Here is a 14,141-nt window from a genome sequence, read left to right on the forward strand (position 1 = left end):
ATGCACAGCGCAGCAGCCCCGGTCACCGGCGCGGCGGAAGCGGTCAGTCGTTTCCTGGCCGAACCGCGGACCATGTTCATCGGCGGCCACTGGGTCGGGGCCCTGAGCGGCCGCTCGTTCGCGAGCATCGACCCCGCCACCGGTACCGTGCTCACCACCGTTCCCGACGGCGACGCCGCCGACATCGACCGGGCCGTCACCGCGGCGCGCCGCGCCTTCGACGAGCCCGGCTGGCGGCGGATGAGCCCCATGGACCGAGGCGCACTGCTCAACCGCATCGCCGACATCATCGAGGCGCACGCCGACGAACTGGCCCTGCTGGAGTCACACGACAACGGCAAGCCGGTCTCGGTGGCGCGGGCCGTGGACGTGGGCACCAGCGTGAAACTGTTCCGCTATTTCGCGGGCTGGCCGAGCAAGCTGGAAGGCAGCACGATCCCCGTCTCGCCGCGTGGCGGGCTGCGGGTGCTGAACTACACCACGCGGCAACCGGTGGGCGTGGCCGGTCTGATCGTGCCGTGGAACTTCCCCGTGTCGATGGCCTGTTGGAAGCTCGCGCCCGCACTGGCCACCGGCTGCACGGTCGTCCTCAAGCCGGCCGAGGAGACCCCGCTGTCCACACTGCGGCTCGCCGAGCTGCTCCAGGAGGCGGGGGTGCCGGACGGTGTCGTCAACGTCGTCACCGGGCGCGGTGCCACGGCGGGCGCCGCTCTCGCCGCGCACGACGGAGTCGACAAGATCGCTTTCACCGGGTCCACCGAGACGGGCCGCGCCATCGTCCGGGCCGCCGCCGGCAACCTGAAGAAGGTCTCCCTCGAACTCGGTGGCAAGTCCCCGAACATCGTGCTTCCCGACGCCGATCCGCAGGCCGTCGCCGAGGCCGCCGCCCATGCCGTCTTCTTCAACCAGGGCCAGGTCTGCACGGCCGGCTCCCGGCTGTACGTGCACCGCAAGATCTTCGACGAGGTGCTGGACGCCGTCGCGGAGCGCGCCCGCGGCATCGTCGTGGGCCCCGGCAGCGACCCGGCCACCGAAATGGGACCGCTGGTCTCCGCGAGACACCACGAACGGGTCACCGGATACATCGACGCCGGCCGGGAGCAGGGCGCCCGGCTGGCCGCGGGCGGCGGGCGGCCCGACCTCGACGCGGCCTACGACGGCGGCTACTTCGTCCAGCCGACGGTGTTCGTGGCGCCCGACGACGGCCTGCGCATCGTCCAGGAAGAGATCTTCGGTCCCGTACTGGCGGCGATGAGCTGGGACGACGTGGACGATCTGGTGGAGCGGGCCAATGACTCCCCCTTCGGACTGTCGGCCGGCATCTGGACCTCCGACCTGGGCCACGCCCACCGCATCGCGGACGAACTGCAGGCGGGCACGGTGTGGATCAACTGCTACAACCTCACGGATCCCGCGTCGCCCTTCGGCGGGTTCAAGCAGTCCGGCTGGGGCCGTGAGATGGGCCGGACCGTGCTCGACCACTACACCGAGGTCAAGAGCGTCTGGGTCAACCTCAGCTGACATCCGAAGGCCCTTGTCGCCGAAGGCTCTTGTCGCTGAAACACCTTGTCGCTGAAGCCCCTATCGCCGATCACCTCTGTGGGAGACACGCATGGACCTGGAACTGGGCGGCAGGACCGCCATCGTCACCGGCGGCAGCCTGGGCATCGGCAAAGCCACCGCCCGCGAACTCGCCGCCGAGGGCGCGACCGTCGTCATCACCGCCCGCAGGCTGCCCCTGCTGGAAAGCACCGCCAAGGAACTCGAGGCCGAGACCGGCGGCCGGGTCGTTCCCTACGTTTCGGACACCAACGACACCGAGTCCGTACGCGCCATGGTGCGGCGCGTGGCCGACGACCTCGGGCGGATCGACATCCTCGTCAACGGCGCGGCCGCCCCTTCCGGGCTGGTGCGCAACTCGGTCGAGGACGCCGACCCCGAACTGCTGCTGGCCGACATCAACACCAAGGTCGTCGGCTACTTCCGCTGCGCGCAGGCCGTCACCCCGCACATGAAGGCGGGTGGCTACGGCCGGATCGTCAACATCGGCGGACTGACCGGCCGTTCCAGCCACGCGCTCTCCGGCATGCGCAACCTCGCGATCGTCCACCTGACGAAGGCCCTTTCCGACCAGCTCGGCCCGTCCGGCATCACCGTCAACACCCTGCATCCCGGCGTGGTGGAGACCGAGCACATCCACGAGCTGTACAAGAAGGAGGCCGCCAAGCGCGGCATCACCGCGGCCGAGGTCGAGGCGGACTTCGTCGCCCGTACACCGATCCGCCGGGTGTTGGAGGCGGACGAGATCGCGCAGGCCGTGTGTTTCCTCGCCTCGCCCAGGGCCGCCGCGATCACCGGCGAGTCCTTGGGCATCGACGGCGGTCTCACCCGCGGCATCTTCCTCTAAACGGCCTCCCCCAACGACCCGTTCGTTCCGCAGTTCCGAAAGGAAACCCACGACATGGAAGGCACCATCCTGGTCGCCACCGCGGGCCAGGGCGTCCTGCGCTCCTCCGACGACGGCGCCACGTGGTCCCGTCTCGGACTCGGGCAGGCCCTGGAGTTCGACGCCGTCGTCCGCTGTCTGGCCGTACACCCCGAGCAGCCCGACGTCGTCTTCGCCGGCGCAGACGCGGGACTCGTACGCAGCGCCGACGCCGGTGTCACCTGGCAACGCGTCGACTCGCCCATGAACGACCGGACCATCTGGTCGCTGGCGATCGACCCCACCCAACCGGACACGATGCTCGCCGGAACCGGCGCCCCCTCCCGGGCCGCCATGTTCCGCACCACGGACGGCGGGGCGACCTGGGACCAACTGCCCCCGGAAATCCCGGAGTTCTGCGCGGGCGTCAACCGTCCCAGGATCCTGACCTGCGTCGTCGACCGCTACGAACCCAAGAACATGTGGTTCGGCATCGAGGAGGGCGGCCTGTGGCGCAGCGGTGACCGGGGCGACACCTGGGAGCGGATCGACGGCACACCCGCCACCCTGCCCCACGGCGTCACCAACTCCGACATCCACTGTGTGCTCGTCCTCCAGGGCCCGCCGAAGACGATCGTCGTCGCCGTCGTCAACGCGCTCTTCGTCAGCCAGGACGACGGCGCCACCTGGACCCGTACCGACTCCCGCAAAACGTTCGGCATCTACTACACCCGGCTGGTCAGGCAGCTCCCCGGCACCGACGACCTGCTGCTCGGCATCGGCGACGGCACCCCCGGCACCACGACCAAGATCCTGCGCTCCGAGGACCTGGGGCGCACCTGGCAGGACACCGTCCTGGACACGCCCGCCAACTCGACCGTCTGGGCCTTCGGCACCCACACCGCCGACCCCCAACTGGTCTTCGCGGGAACGAAGTACGGCCATCTCTTCCGCTCCGCCGACGCCGGTCGCACCTGGCGCAAGGAGTGGCGCGAGTTCAGCGAGATCACCGACGTCACCTGGACTCCGGCAGTAGCACCCGCCACGGAAGGACACTGACCTTGGACCCCGACGAGCGCGTACTCGACCCGAACGAGGAGCCCACACCGATCCCCGCCGACCCGCATGACGCTCCGAAGCCGCGGGTACGCCGCACCCATCTGTCGCTGTTCGTCCGCGACCCGGAGGCCTCGGCCCAGTGGTACGAGGACGTGCTCGGCATGGAGGTGACCGCACGCGGCCCGCAGTGGGTGTTCCTGTCCTTCGGCAAGAAGCACCACGACATCGCCCTGATCCGCGCCGAGGACGGAGCCGGCACCGGAGGTGTCGGCTTGCAGCACTACGGGCTTGAGGTGGAGGGCGACCTCGACGAGTGGCGGCGGCTGTACGGGATGCTGCTGGCCAAGGGCGTGCCCGTGGTGAAGACCACGGATCACAAGATCGGCTTCGGCCTCTACTTCACCGATCCGGACGGCAACCGCTTCGAGTTCTTCCACGAGACGGTCACCGACGACGAGGAGGGCAAACGCATCCTCGGTCTGTACGGCGCCCCCAGCGAACCGGTGGAGATCGAACCGCTCCGCGGCTAAGCGCTCCGCTGGAGGAACGGTGATGAAACCCGCGGGCCGGTGGGGGCTGGTCGCGCAGTTCCCCGCGCCCCCAACGGGGCGCGGTATCGCACCGGAGACATCAACGGCAATCACCCATCAGCCACGCCCGGTCCTCCCGGACCGCCAACATTCTTAGGAAAACGCCCATGCCCCAGCCCAACTTCGCCGGCTACCACATCCGCAAGTGGTTCACCCAGACCGAGGACACCCTCGCCAACGAGACAGGAGCCCTCGCGGACGGCGAGCCCGTACGCAAGATCGTCATCGCGGCGGCGATCCACAACCCCTACGCCGGACGGTTCAGCCAGGACCTCGGCGACATCGTCGCCGATTCGCCCAAGCTGGGTGAGGAATTCGGCCGGCGGATCCAGGAGGCGGCCGGCGGCCTCGCGATCCAGAGCTACGGCAAGGCGTGCCTGGTCGGCACGGCAGGCGAGTACGAACACGGCAACGCCTTCCTCACCGCGGTCTTCGCGAACCCGGTGCGTGAGGCGGTCGGCGGCGGGAAGGCGTGGGTGCCCTCGACCGGAAAGCGGGGCGGGCCCGGTACCGAACTCGACGTTCCGCTGGCCCACAAGGACGCCCTCTACGTCCGCTCGCACTACGACACCATCACGGTGCATTTCTCCGACGCCCCGAACCCCGACGAAGTCCTGGTCGTGTTCGCGTTCGCCACGCGTGGCCGGCTGCACGCCCGGCTGGGCGGCATCAGCGCCGACGAGGTGCAGGGCCAGGACGGGCTGCACTGAGATGGCCGCCGACACCTCCGCAGTGGGGCAGGACCGCTTCATCACGCTGGGCGGCCTGCGCACGCACTATGTCGAGTGGGGCGACGAGGACCGGCCCGCGATCGTCATGCTGCACGGACTGCGCAGCTACGCCCGGACGTTCGAGCCGCTGGCGCAGCGGCTCGGCGACCGCTACCGCGTCCTGGCCCCGGACGCTCGTGGGCGAGGTGACAGCGACTGGGATCCGAAAGGCGAGTACTACACGGAGTCCTACGTAGCCGATCTGGAGCAGTTCGCCGACCGCCTGGGCCTGGACCGGTTCGTACTGCTGGGTCATTCCATGGGCGGCACCACCACGTACGTCTACGCCGCGCGGCACCCCGAGCGGGTGGGCGCGACGGTCGTCGAGGACATCGGGCCCGGCTCCTCGCTGTCCGGCGAGGGAGCCGAGCGCATCAAACGCGAAGTGGCCGACACCCCCCGGGACTTCCCCAGCCGGGAGGCGGCCCGCGCGTACTGGCGCGGCATCCGGCCGCAGATCTCCGAAGACGCCCTCGACTCCAGGGTGCGGCACACCCTCGTTCCGGACGACGGGGGACGGTGGCGCTGGAAGTTCGACCTGGCGGGCATCGCGGCTGCCCGCCTCGACCCGGATCCGGCCCGGCAGGTGGACCTGTGGCCGTACGTCGAGGCCCTTCGGTGCCCGACCCTCGTCATCCGGGGCGGGGCGTCGGACTTCCTCCCCGCCCCCACCCTGGCCGCGATGGCGCAACGCAACCCACTCATCCGCACCGTGGAGATCCCCGGAGCAGGCCACTACGTGCACGACGACGCCCCGGATCTCTTCCATCACCGCCTCACAAGATTCCTCAGGAGTTCGGAGGTTGTCCGATGACCGAACCCGTCGAGCACCGCACCCAGGTCGCCGTCGTCGGCGCCGGACCCGTCGGAGCGACGGTCGCGAACTACCTCGGCCTCTACGGTGTACGCACCCTGCTGATCGACCGCAGTGAGGAGATCGTCGACTACCCGCGCGCGGTCGGCATGGACGACGAATGCCTGCGCAGCTTCCAGGGCATCGGGCTCGCCGACGAGATGCTGGCCGACATGATCCAGAACGTTCCGCTGAGGATGTTCGCCGCGAACGGTGTCTGTCTCGCCGACATCCGACCGGAAACCAAGGAGTACGGCTGGCCCCGGCGCAACATCTTCATGCAGCAACTCGCCGAGCGCACGCTGCGCGCCGGCCTCCAGCGCTATCCCCACGTCCGGCCTCTGCTGGGCCACGAACTCGTACGTGTGGAGCAGGACGGCACCGAAGCACGGCTCCACATCACGGGCCCCCAGGGCGAACGCGTACTCGTCCACGCCGAGTACGTGGTCGCCGCCGACGGCGGCCGCAGCACCGTACGCGAGCAACTCGGCATCCCCTTGAGCGGCGACACCCATCCCCGCAAGTGGGTGGTGATCGAGTGCGACAACGATCCGCTCGACGCCCCGTACACCGGACTGCACGGCGACCCCAGGCGCCCGTACGTCTGCCTGGACCTGCCCTACAACTACCGCCGCTGGGAGTTCATGCTGTTCCCCGGCGAGGACGCCGAGGCCATGCTCCGGCCCGAGAAGGTACGCGAACTCCTCACCGGGCACGTGCCCGACCCCACGGCGCTCAACATCGTCCGAGCCCGCGTCTACACCCACCATTCGCGGGTCGCCGACCGCTTCGTGGACGGCCGGATCTGCCTCGTGGGCGACGCCGCCCACCTCATGCCCCCATGGGCGGGGCAGGGCATGAACACCGGCATACGGGACGCGACCAACGTCGCCTGGAAGCTGGCGGCGGTCGTCACCGGCCGCGCCCATCCGAGGATTCTCGCCTCGTACGACACCGAGCGGCGCGAGCACGCCAGGACGATGGTGAAACTGTCGGACGCCCTCGGCCGGTTCCTTTCCCCGACGAGCCCCACGGTGGCCCGCGCGCGCGACACCCTGTTGCGCGGGCTCACGGTGGCACCGTCAGTGCGCGACTGGGTCATACAGATGCGGTTCAAGCCACTGCCCCGGTACAGCGAGGGCATCATGCTGCACCGGGGCGGGACCTTTCGGAAGAGTTCACCGGCGGGCCGGATGCTCATCCAGCCCAGGGTCGAGACCGCGGACGGAAGGGTGCTGCCGCTCGACGAGACACTCGGCGAGTGGTTCGCCCTCATCGGCTACGGCACTGATCCGCTCGTACATCTCGATGCCGACTCCCGTGCCTTCTGGGACCGTATCGGCACTCGCTATATCACCGTCGTCGAATCCCGCTCCGGTCGCTCGCGTACCGAGCGGCGCACGTCGATGACCGACTCGGTGACGGTGGAAGACGTCGACGGCACGCTGCGGGACTGGTTCGCCCAGCACCAGGGCAGCGTCGCCGTCGTCCGCCCCGACCGGTATCTCGCGGCCCTGACCGATCCCCGCGACCTGGCGACGGTGAGCGACGCCTTCGAACGCCTCGTCGCGCCTACGCGGCCCGCGGAATTGAAGGATGCCTGGCGCTCGATCCCCGCTACGGAGGGCGAGGCGTCGTGATCATCGAGCAACGTGATTCCAGCGTGGCTCTGTCGCTACGGGTGTGCGAGCGGCTCAGCTGTCTCGCCGCTGCTCGGGGCGGGCGGGCGCGATGATGGTGGGAGCGCTTCCGGGCGATACGGCGGTGTCCGGGCCGAGGACTTGGCAGCGTGTCAGTCCGTGCCGGGACCACAGTGCGGCCGTCCACGCGCAAAGGAGCGCGTCGATGAGGTCTTCCCGATGCTTGTAGGCGACCGCCCCCAGAGGTGAGGGCTCCTCGAGCAGTCGACGGGAGACCGGATGGGAAGAGAGCAGCAGTGGCGGGTCGGCGGTGGCCAGGCCCGCCATGCGCGCGATCAGCACGTCGCACTCCCGTGCGCGCACCGCTCGCCACTCTGCCGCCGGCACTCGCACCGGTCGGCGCTTGTAGGTGGGGCGCTCCAGGCCGTAACCCAGCTCGGCGGCCCCGACCAAGGTCGTGTACGGATAGCACTCGGACACCACCAGCCCGCCCGTCCGCGGACCGCCCCTGCCGTCGTCGTAGGACCAGCCGGACTCCTGCAGCCGCTCCCGCAGGAACACTCCGGCCAGGCGAGGAGAGCGCTGGTTGGTGCTGTTCGCGCTCACCTTCCAGCGGCCGTATCTCCGGCCGACCTCCCGCTCGCACAGCCGCTGGCCGACCGGATTGTCGACGACCAGCGGCGCGTCGACGAAAGCCAGGGTCGATCCGTCGACTGCTGTCTTGGCCAGCCATGACACGGTCTCTTCGATCCCGGAGGTCCAGCCGCAATCGATCACCACGCCGCGACGGTCGATGGCGGCTACGCCGGTCTCGTTGGGCCGGGTACGGGCGCCACCCTGCGCCCAGGCGAGGTCGATGCCTATGAACCGCTCAATCCCCATGCGTCGGTAGTACCAGAGAATCAGCCACCGGCGCGGCGCGGTGCTCTTCCTCGACGAGCTGGGCGAGTGCGCTCGCGAGTGCGTCGAGGCTCGGGCCCGCCGGACCGCCCGGCTCGGACATGTAGACGTCCCGCCGGATCTCGATCATCAGGGCGCTGACCCGTGCGTCGTTGGCGTAGTACTTCAGCGGTACGTACGTTCCCTCGAAGGGACTGTTGACTCCGGTGCCGCCGAAGCCCGCGAACGCCCTCCCGGCTCGGGCGAGCAGATCGGCCGGGGTGTGGAAGGCGTCCCGGCCCAGGCAGATGGGCGGCCGGGGTCCGTCGCCGTGGAGCTCATAGGGCAGGCGCTCGGTCGGGTAGGAGTGGACGTCGATGATCACGGCCCGCCCGACGGCGTCCAGTCGCTCGGTCACGGCGTCCGTCATGGCGGCGGCGTACGGGTGGAAGTACCGCTCGATGAGCAGCTGACCGTCGTGATCGGCCGGTCGTAGCTCCGCCCGGTGGGTGGTCCGCATATAGACCGCGCCCATGCCGACGGCCAGCATCTCCTCCCGCTCGTCCGGGAACCGTTCGTGGTCGACGACCAGCCGCGACAATTGATTGACGAACCGCCAGGGCGCCGTGGCACAGCGCTCCGCGGCCATCGCCGCGAGCCGAGCGGTGTGCGCGTCGGTGATGTGGTCCAACTCCCGTTCCAGCGCGGCGTCTTCGAGCACGATGCCGCTCCGTACGTCCGCCGGGATCGCCCGCGAGGAGTGCGGGACGTGCAGGATCACGGGGGAGTCCGGTGCGCCCGGGAGGATCAGGTAGGAGGCCGACACGTCATTCATTGTGGGGCCGGCGTGCGGTCAACGCCCGTGCCCCAGCGGGTCTTCGGCGACGCGGATCGGCTCGGCGAGCGCGGTTTCGTAGGCGGGGCGGGCGAAGACGTATGGCCCCAGGGGGAGTTCACCCCACTCCTTGCGAAAGGGTTGCCGGAAGGAGGACCAGGTGACGGTCTCGGGGGTGGTGGTGATCATCGCCAGCAGGGGCCAGCAGCCCCAGACACCACAGGAGCAGCCGAGGACCGGGGTCGCGCCGGTGGAGGGATGAGCGAACTCGAGGGCGGGGGCGCCGAGGAAATGGCGTGCGGGGTCGCCGACTTCGGAGACGTCGAGGCCGTTGTGCTGGGTGAGGAGGAAGCGCTCCTGCTCGGCCTGGGTTTCCTCTTCGTGCTCCTGACGCCACAGGTCGCGGGTGGCGTCGGCGGCATGCACACGCAGATCCGTGCCGTCGATGCGGAAGCCCCACAGGAGGGCCGATGGCCGTTCGTCGTCGGGGTAGTTCAGAAACTCGATGCGCTGCATGGCCGTCATCCTGAAGGGCAACCACCGCCCGCGCGACCGCATTTCGGTGGTCCCGACGGCGGAGCTGGTGTCCGAGGCCCGCGACGGTGGAGCAAGTCAGCGCGCCGGCTTCTGGATTGAGCATCGCGGACAGAATCTGACCTATATGACCTCTACGGTCGTGTCATGACACAGACGCAGAAGATCCTTGTCACCGGCGCCACCGGAACCGTCGGCCGCCAGGTCGTCGCCGAACTGCTCGCCCGCGGCCACGCGGTCCGCGCCCTCACGCGGGATCCGGCGACGGCCAACCTCCCGGCCGGCGTCGAGGTCGTCCAGGGTGACCTGACCGCACCCGACAGCCTGATCCCGGCACTGGAGGGCGTCACCGGCCTCCATCTGATCACCTTCGGCGGGCCCTATTTCGCTCCGCTGGAGACCGGCCCGCGGATCCTGGAGCTGGCCCGAGCGGCCGGGGTACGCAGGATCACCGTGCTGCACGGCGGCGGACCGACCCCGCTGGAAGACGCCGTACGGGCCGACGACGGGGTCGACTGGACCGTACTCATGCCGGTCGAGTTCATGTCCAACGCCCTGGCGTGGGCGGACCAGATCGTGGCCTCGGGCGAAGTCCGCGAGCCGTTCGTCTCCCGGCTCAGCGCCATGGTCCACGAGGGCGACATCGGCGCCGTCGCCGCGGTCGCGCTCACCGAGGAGGGCCACGGGAGCCAGGAGTACGTGATCACCGGCCCCGAACTGCTGACCGTCGGCGACAAGGTGGCGACCATCGCCGCCGCTCGCGGCCGGGAGATCTCCCTGGTCGAGCTGACCGAGGAGCAGGCCGTCGCCCAATGGCGGGCGGCGGGCCAACCGGAGGACGTCATCGGCTTCCTGCTCGAGGTGTACGGGAACACCCCGGAGGCGGGCCGTACGGTCGCCGACACCGTCGAGAAGGTCACCGGCCGCCCGGCCCGCACCTTCGCCCAGTGGGCCGCGGAGCACGCGGACGCCTTCACGGCAGCCGACCCCTCAGGCACCGCATAGCCCCGGCCGGGTTCGTGGGGCGGCGGACGCGGGAGGATCCGCATCACCGGTTACGACCGCGTCCGTCCCGGGACGGGGCCACACGACGAAGCTGGGTGCACTCCCGCTCACCGGCCAGGTCGCCCGGCCGGCCCGCTGGAGCCGGTACGTACGCCTGCTGCGCCAACTCGCCCGCGAATCAAGGACGTCGCAGCAGGAATCCCCGGACGCGGGTCCTCAAGGAACCGGCTCCACAGCAACGAGCTCAGCCGCAGGGCGAATCCCTCGGTAGCGCACCCCGTGCCGGTACGCGGCCGTCAGCCCGCCGTCCACCCCCCGTCCACGGCCAGTGCCGACCCGGTGGCGAACGAGGCGCGTTCGCTGCACAGCCACAGGGCCGCCTGGGCGATCTCGACGGGATCCGCCATGCGTTTCTGCATTTGGCGGGCGACGAAAGCCGTCCCCAACTCCGGGTAGGCCTCCACTACTTGGTTGATCATTTCGGTGCGGGTGGTTCCGACGACGAGCGTGTTGATGCGAATACCGTGTTCCCCGTACTCGGCCGCTGCGGCCCTCGTCATGCCGAGCACCGCGTGCTTCGCGGCGACGTACGGAACGGGGGCTCCGGTGGCTCCCATGGCGGCGGTGCTGGACGTGTTGACGATCGCGCCCTTCCCCGCTTCGAGCATCACCGGGATCTGGGAGCGCAGACAGTTCCAGGTGCCGGTGACGTTGACGGCGATCGTACGGTCGTAGACGGCCTGGTCGAGCTCATGCAGCGGGGACAGGTCATCGCCGGCGAAGCCCGCGTTGTTGAAGGCCGCGTCCAGGGCGCCGAACTGCTCGCGGGTCGCGTCCACGGCACGCTGTACGTCCTCCGCGACCGAGACGTCGCCCGCGCTGATCGCCGCGCGGCCGCCCAAGTCGTTTATGTCCTGGGCTAATTGCTTCAGTACGTCCTCGCGGCGGGCCATCAGGAGGACCGCCGCTCCCTCGGCGGCGAACAGACGGGCGGCCGCTTCTCCGATGCCGCTCGACGCACCCGTGATCATGACGGACTTACCGGCCAGCATTCCATTCGTGTCGGTCATGGGGCGAGTAAACCTGCTGGGATCCCTGGAGCACACAGTTCCGTCCGGACGCGGCAGTACGCCACGCTGGAGCCGTCGATACCCGGCCAGAGCCGGACGGGCCCGCCTCGGTAGCCTCGGCCTTCGTGACAGTGGCCGTATGTGCGCCATGAACTGGGGGTCGTGCGATGCGCGGGGAGAAGTCCGAGAGGCCGGCGAGCCGGGCTGACATCGAGGAGCGCTTCCTGCGGGACTGGGGATTCGAACTACCGGATTCGATCTTCCGGTTCTGGGATTTCCTGAGTTCCCTCGCCCCGGCCGGACACCAGGCCCTCCGCGACCTCGACGTGTCCCCGGTCGGCGTCATCGACTTGTTCGCCGACACGAGCTTGCAGCCGCGCCAGGGGATCGATGTACGGGTGCACGGCCGCTACTACCGTGACCCGCCCGAGTTCCTGACCTTCATGCACGGCGGCTCCGACGGCCTTCACCACGGCCTGTGGTTCGACGACGGCCGTACGTGCCGTGGAGTCGCCTCCTACTACACCCACGACGGCGGTGGAATCGACACCACGTCGCGCACCCCGCTGGAGGCGCTGCGCGCGATCCTCGAACGTTGCTGGCGCGACCTCGATGACGACGTAGAGGATGAGGACGTGTCCGCGCGGCGGTCCCGCCTGGCGCTGCTACGCGATGCACTGACCGTCGTGGAGACCGGGGACCGACCCGAGGTGGGCCTCGCCTACTCCAGGGCGTACGACACGATCGCCCCAGCGGCGGACTTCGACCGGATCACCACGCTGGACGGCGCGGGCGCACTCGTGGCGGGCGAAACCGCGCTGGACCGCCCTGCCCACGGCCAGGCCGACGAGTACAAGTTCGCGACGTACATCTACGCCCTGTTCGAGGACCCCGCAGCCCTGCAGGCCGGCGTGGAGGAGGCCCGCCGGCGTTGCTCGGCAGGCGATCCGGCGGAAGCGCTGGTCCTGGGCCGTGACCTGCACTGGGCCTCGGGCGGTGACCCGGCCCGCGAAGCACTCGCGAACGAACTCCTCGTGATGGCCTACCGCGTGCTGAACCGCCCCTCACTGGCGGAGATAGCCGGTGCGCACCACCGTCACCGGTCCTTGCCACGAGTAGACGTCCTGGAGCAGACATAGCAGCAGCACGTACGCGGCAGTCTTGCTCTTGACCGGCGACGGTTCGGGCGCGGACCTGCTGCGCGGCACCCCTGACCGCTGGTACCCCACACCCGCCGCCCGCTCGCCCATCACTCTTGCTTGTCGCCCTCCGGCAGCGCCGCCACCGGGAGCTCGAAAGCGTCGCGGGCCACATCGATGAACGCCTGCGCGGCAGGTGAGAGCGGCCCATGCCGCCACATCAGCCAGACCGGCCGGACCAGGCGCGGCCGGAGCGCCAGCGCCACCGCGCCGCGCCGCGCCGCCTCCTCGGCGAGAGAGCGCGGCAGTAGCGTCGCCCCCGCACCAGCCAGTACCAAGGGGACGACCGCGGCCTGATGAACCGTCTCCACCGCGATGCGCGGACGGCCTCCCTCCCCGCCCAGCGCCTGGTCCATCAGGGCACGGGTCGCGGTACCTGGCGCGGTCGCCACGAGATCCATCCGGGCCACGTCACCGAGCGCCACCGGTCCGGCCTGAGGAAAGCGGTCGGACCGGGGCACCACCACCAGGACCTCTTGCCGGCACAGCTCCAGGGTTTCGACGGTCTTGCTGTCCGTCCTCATATCGGCCAGCCCCAACTCGCACTCACCGGTACGCACCATGTCCGCGACCGCGGCCGCGTCCGGCGGCTCGACGATGACGATGTCGATCGCGGGATGGCGCCCGCGGAAGGCCCCGGCGAGGTCCGCCAGCGGATCGACCGCCAACGTCGTCGGCGCGACGATGTCCAGCGTGCCGCCTGCCAGTCCGGCGATGGTGCGCACCACCGACCGAGCGGTCTCCAGATCGCGCATGACCTGCCGGGCCGGCTCCACGAACGCCTCTCCCGCCGAGGTCAGCACGACTCCGCGACCGAGCCGGTGGAAGAGAGGGGTGCCCAGTTCCCGCTCCAGCAGACGGATCGCGTGCGACAGCGACGGCTGTGCCACGCGCAGGGTGTGGGCGGCGCTGGTGAAACTCCGGTGCGCGGCGACGGCGAGGAAGTACTCGACCTGGCGACGTTCCATAGAGCCTTTCTATCGCTCGTACGAACCGACTGTCCGGCGACCGCCCGGCGATCTCGCCGCCCGACCCGTCCGAGCCCCGTCCTAACGACGGCGGCGCCTCACCGTTGCGCGCCTCCACGGCCGGGATGCCACGCTGCCTGGGACTCGGATCCGTGCCCCGGTATAGAAGCTTTCTATTGCCCTCATTCAAAACCGGTCCACGTAAATTCAGAACTCTTGTTGACCGGCTTCGGCGGCGACTGACATTTTGACAGCGTCGCAGGCAGGGGCACTCCGGACCGCTGAAGTCCAGCCGCATTACACCGGCAATTCGG

At 69.8% G+C, this 14,141-nt stretch carries 15 protein-coding genes; 10 read left to right on the forward strand and 5 right to left on the reverse strand.

Features of this window, described 5'->3' with window-relative positions:
* The 7 genes from OHT21_RS07365 (at window position 1) to OHT21_RS07395 (ending at window position 7,337) form a co-directional block, all read left to right on the forward strand.
* Window positions 1-1,521, forward strand: coding sequence for an aldehyde dehydrogenase family protein (locus OHT21_RS07365; RefSeq protein WP_328767443.1), 1,521 nt, complete (start codon window positions 1-3; stop codon window positions 1,519-1,521).
* A 91-nt stretch (window positions 1,522-1,612) separates the two neighbouring features.
* Entirely contained in the window at window positions 1,613-2,407 is a 795-nt protein-coding gene (locus OHT21_RS07370; RefSeq protein WP_328767444.1) for an SDR family NAD(P)-dependent oxidoreductase, read from the forward strand.
* A gap of 54 nt (window positions 2,408-2,461) precedes the next feature.
* Entirely contained in the window at window positions 2,462-3,484 is a 1,023-nt protein-coding gene (locus tag OHT21_RS07375; RefSeq protein ID WP_328767445.1) for a WD40/YVTN/BNR-like repeat-containing protein, read from the forward strand.
* A 2-nt stretch (window positions 3,485-3,486) separates the two neighbouring features.
* Entirely contained in the window at window positions 3,487-4,014 is a 528-nt protein-coding gene (locus OHT21_RS07380) for a VOC family protein (protein ID WP_328767446.1), read from the forward strand.
* A gap of 167 nt (window positions 4,015-4,181) precedes the next feature.
* A complete protein-coding gene (locus tag OHT21_RS07385; RefSeq protein ID WP_328767447.1) occupies window positions 4,182-4,784 on the forward strand; it encodes an amino acid synthesis family protein in 603 nt (200 codons plus the stop codon).
* Window position 4,785: 1 nt separating this feature from the next.
* A complete protein-coding gene (locus tag OHT21_RS07390; RefSeq protein WP_328767448.1) occupies window positions 4,786-5,658 on the forward strand; it encodes an alpha/beta fold hydrolase in 873 nt (290 codons plus the stop codon).
* Window positions 5,655-7,337, forward strand: coding sequence for a bifunctional 3-(3-hydroxy-phenyl)propionate/3-hydroxycinnamic acid hydroxylase (locus OHT21_RS07395; protein WP_328767449.1), 1,683 nt, complete (start codon window positions 5,655-5,657; stop codon window positions 7,335-7,337). Before OHT21_RS07390 ends, OHT21_RS07395 begins: the two co-directional genes overlap by 4 nt.
* 54 nt (window positions 7,338-7,391) lie before the next feature.
* Here the strand turns inward: OHT21_RS07395 and OHT21_RS07400 are convergent, their stop codons facing one another.
* From OHT21_RS07400 to OHT21_RS07410, 3 genes are read right to left on the reverse strand one after another with little or no spacing between them, the layout of a single operon-like run.
* A complete protein-coding gene (locus OHT21_RS07400; protein ID WP_328767450.1) occupies window positions 7,392-8,219 on the reverse strand; it encodes a DUF429 domain-containing protein in 828 nt (275 codons plus the stop codon).
* Window positions 8,209-9,051: an N-formylglutamate amidohydrolase gene (locus tag OHT21_RS07405; protein WP_328767451.1), complete on the reverse strand. Its 843-nt coding sequence runs from the start codon at window positions 9,049-9,051 to the stop codon at window positions 8,209-8,211. The genes OHT21_RS07400 and OHT21_RS07405 overlap by 11 nt, the downstream gene beginning before the upstream one ends.
* A gap of 18 nt (window positions 9,052-9,069) precedes the next feature.
* The gene (locus tag OHT21_RS07410; RefSeq protein ID WP_328767452.1) at window positions 9,070-9,567 is read right to left on the reverse strand and encodes a hypothetical protein; all 498 of its coding nucleotides are present in this window, start codon (window positions 9,565-9,567) and stop codon (window positions 9,070-9,072) included.
* On the opposite strand from OHT21_RS07410, the gene OHT21_RS07415 reads away from it, so the two are divergent.
* Both OHT21_RS07415 and OHT21_RS07420 read left to right on the forward strand, forming a co-directional pair.
* Window positions 9,566-9,736, forward strand: a complete 171-nt coding sequence (locus tag OHT21_RS07415) for a hypothetical protein (RefSeq protein WP_328767453.1) — start codon at window positions 9,566-9,568, stop codon at window positions 9,734-9,736. The two genes, OHT21_RS07410 and OHT21_RS07415, sit on opposite strands and share 2 nt — an antisense overlap.
* Window positions 9,733-10,590 (forward strand): NAD(P)H-binding protein, encoded by an 858-nt coding sequence (locus tag OHT21_RS07420; protein ID WP_328767454.1) that lies wholly within the window; start codon window positions 9,733-9,735, stop codon window positions 10,588-10,590. Before OHT21_RS07415 ends, OHT21_RS07420 begins: the two co-directional genes overlap by 4 nt.
* Window positions 10,591-10,886: 296 nt before the next feature.
* On the opposite strand, the gene OHT21_RS07425 is transcribed toward OHT21_RS07420, so the two are convergent.
* Entirely contained in the window at window positions 10,887-11,660 is a 774-nt protein-coding gene (locus tag OHT21_RS07425) for an SDR family NAD(P)-dependent oxidoreductase (protein ID WP_328767455.1), read from the reverse strand.
* 167 nt (window positions 11,661-11,827) lie between these two features.
* Here OHT21_RS07425 and OHT21_RS07430 point away from each other — a divergent pair, with 167 nt between their 5' ends.
* Window positions 11,828-12,799 (forward strand): ADP-ribosylation family protein, encoded by a 972-nt coding sequence (locus tag OHT21_RS07430; protein ID WP_328767456.1) that lies wholly within the window; start codon window positions 11,828-11,830, stop codon window positions 12,797-12,799.
* Between the two features lie 110 nt (window positions 12,800-12,909).
* Here the strand turns inward: OHT21_RS07430 and OHT21_RS07435 are convergent, their stop codons facing one another.
* Entirely contained in the window at window positions 12,910-13,827 is a 918-nt protein-coding gene (locus tag OHT21_RS07435; RefSeq protein ID WP_328767457.1) for a LysR family transcriptional regulator, read from the reverse strand.
* Between the last annotated feature and the right edge of the window lie 314 nt (window positions 13,828-14,141).

It is taken from the genome of Streptomyces sp. NBC_00286 (assembly GCF_036173125.1).
Lineage (GTDB): Bacteria > Actinomycetota > Actinomycetes > Streptomycetales > Streptomycetaceae > Streptomyces.

Bases quoted from the DNA above. Each gene is read 5' to 3' on its own strand.
- OHT21_RS07395 (WP_328767449.1), top strand. From the start codon at position 5,655: ATGACCGAACCCGTCGAGCACCGCACCCAGGTCGCCGTCGTCGGCGCC.
- OHT21_RS07405 (WP_328767451.1), bottom strand. From the start codon at position 9,051: ATGAATGACGTGTCGGCCTCCTACCTGATCCTCCCGGGCGCACCGGAC.
- OHT21_RS07385 (WP_328767447.1), top strand. From the start codon at position 4,182: ATGCCCCAGCCCAACTTCGCCGGCTACCACATCCGCAAGTGGTTCACC.
- OHT21_RS07375 (WP_328767445.1), top strand. From the start codon at position 2,462: ATGGAAGGCACCATCCTGGTCGCCACCGCGGGCCAGGGCGTCCTGCGC.
- OHT21_RS07435 (WP_328767457.1), bottom strand. From the start codon at position 13,827: ATGGAACGTCGCCAGGTCGAGTACTTCCTCGCCGTCGCCGCGCACCGG.
- OHT21_RS07415 (WP_328767453.1), top strand. From the start codon at position 9,566: ATGGCCGTCATCCTGAAGGGCAACCACCGCCCGCGCGACCGCATTTCG.
- OHT21_RS07390 (WP_328767448.1), top strand. From the start codon at position 4,786: ATGGCCGCCGACACCTCCGCAGTGGGGCAGGACCGCTTCATCACGCTG.
- OHT21_RS07430 (WP_328767456.1), top strand. From the start codon at position 11,828: ATGCGCGGGGAGAAGTCCGAGAGGCCGGCGAGCCGGGCTGACATCGAG.
- OHT21_RS07365 (WP_328767443.1), top strand. From the start codon at position 1: ATGCACAGCGCAGCAGCCCCGGTCACCGGCGCGGCGGAAGCGGTCAGT.
- OHT21_RS07370 (WP_328767444.1), top strand. From the start codon at position 1,613: ATGGACCTGGAACTGGGCGGCAGGACCGCCATCGTCACCGGCGGCAGC.
- OHT21_RS07400 (WP_328767450.1), bottom strand. From the start codon at position 8,219: ATGGGGATTGAGCGGTTCATAGGCATCGACCTCGCCTGGGCGCAGGGT.
- OHT21_RS07410 (WP_328767452.1), bottom strand. From the start codon at position 9,567: ATGCAGCGCATCGAGTTTCTGAACTACCCCGACGACGAACGGCCATCG.
- OHT21_RS07425 (WP_328767455.1), bottom strand. From the start codon at position 11,660: ATGACCGACACGAATGGAATGCTGGCCGGTAAGTCCGTCATGATCACG.
- OHT21_RS07420 (WP_328767454.1), top strand. From the start codon at position 9,733: ATGACACAGACGCAGAAGATCCTTGTCACCGGCGCCACCGGAACCGTC.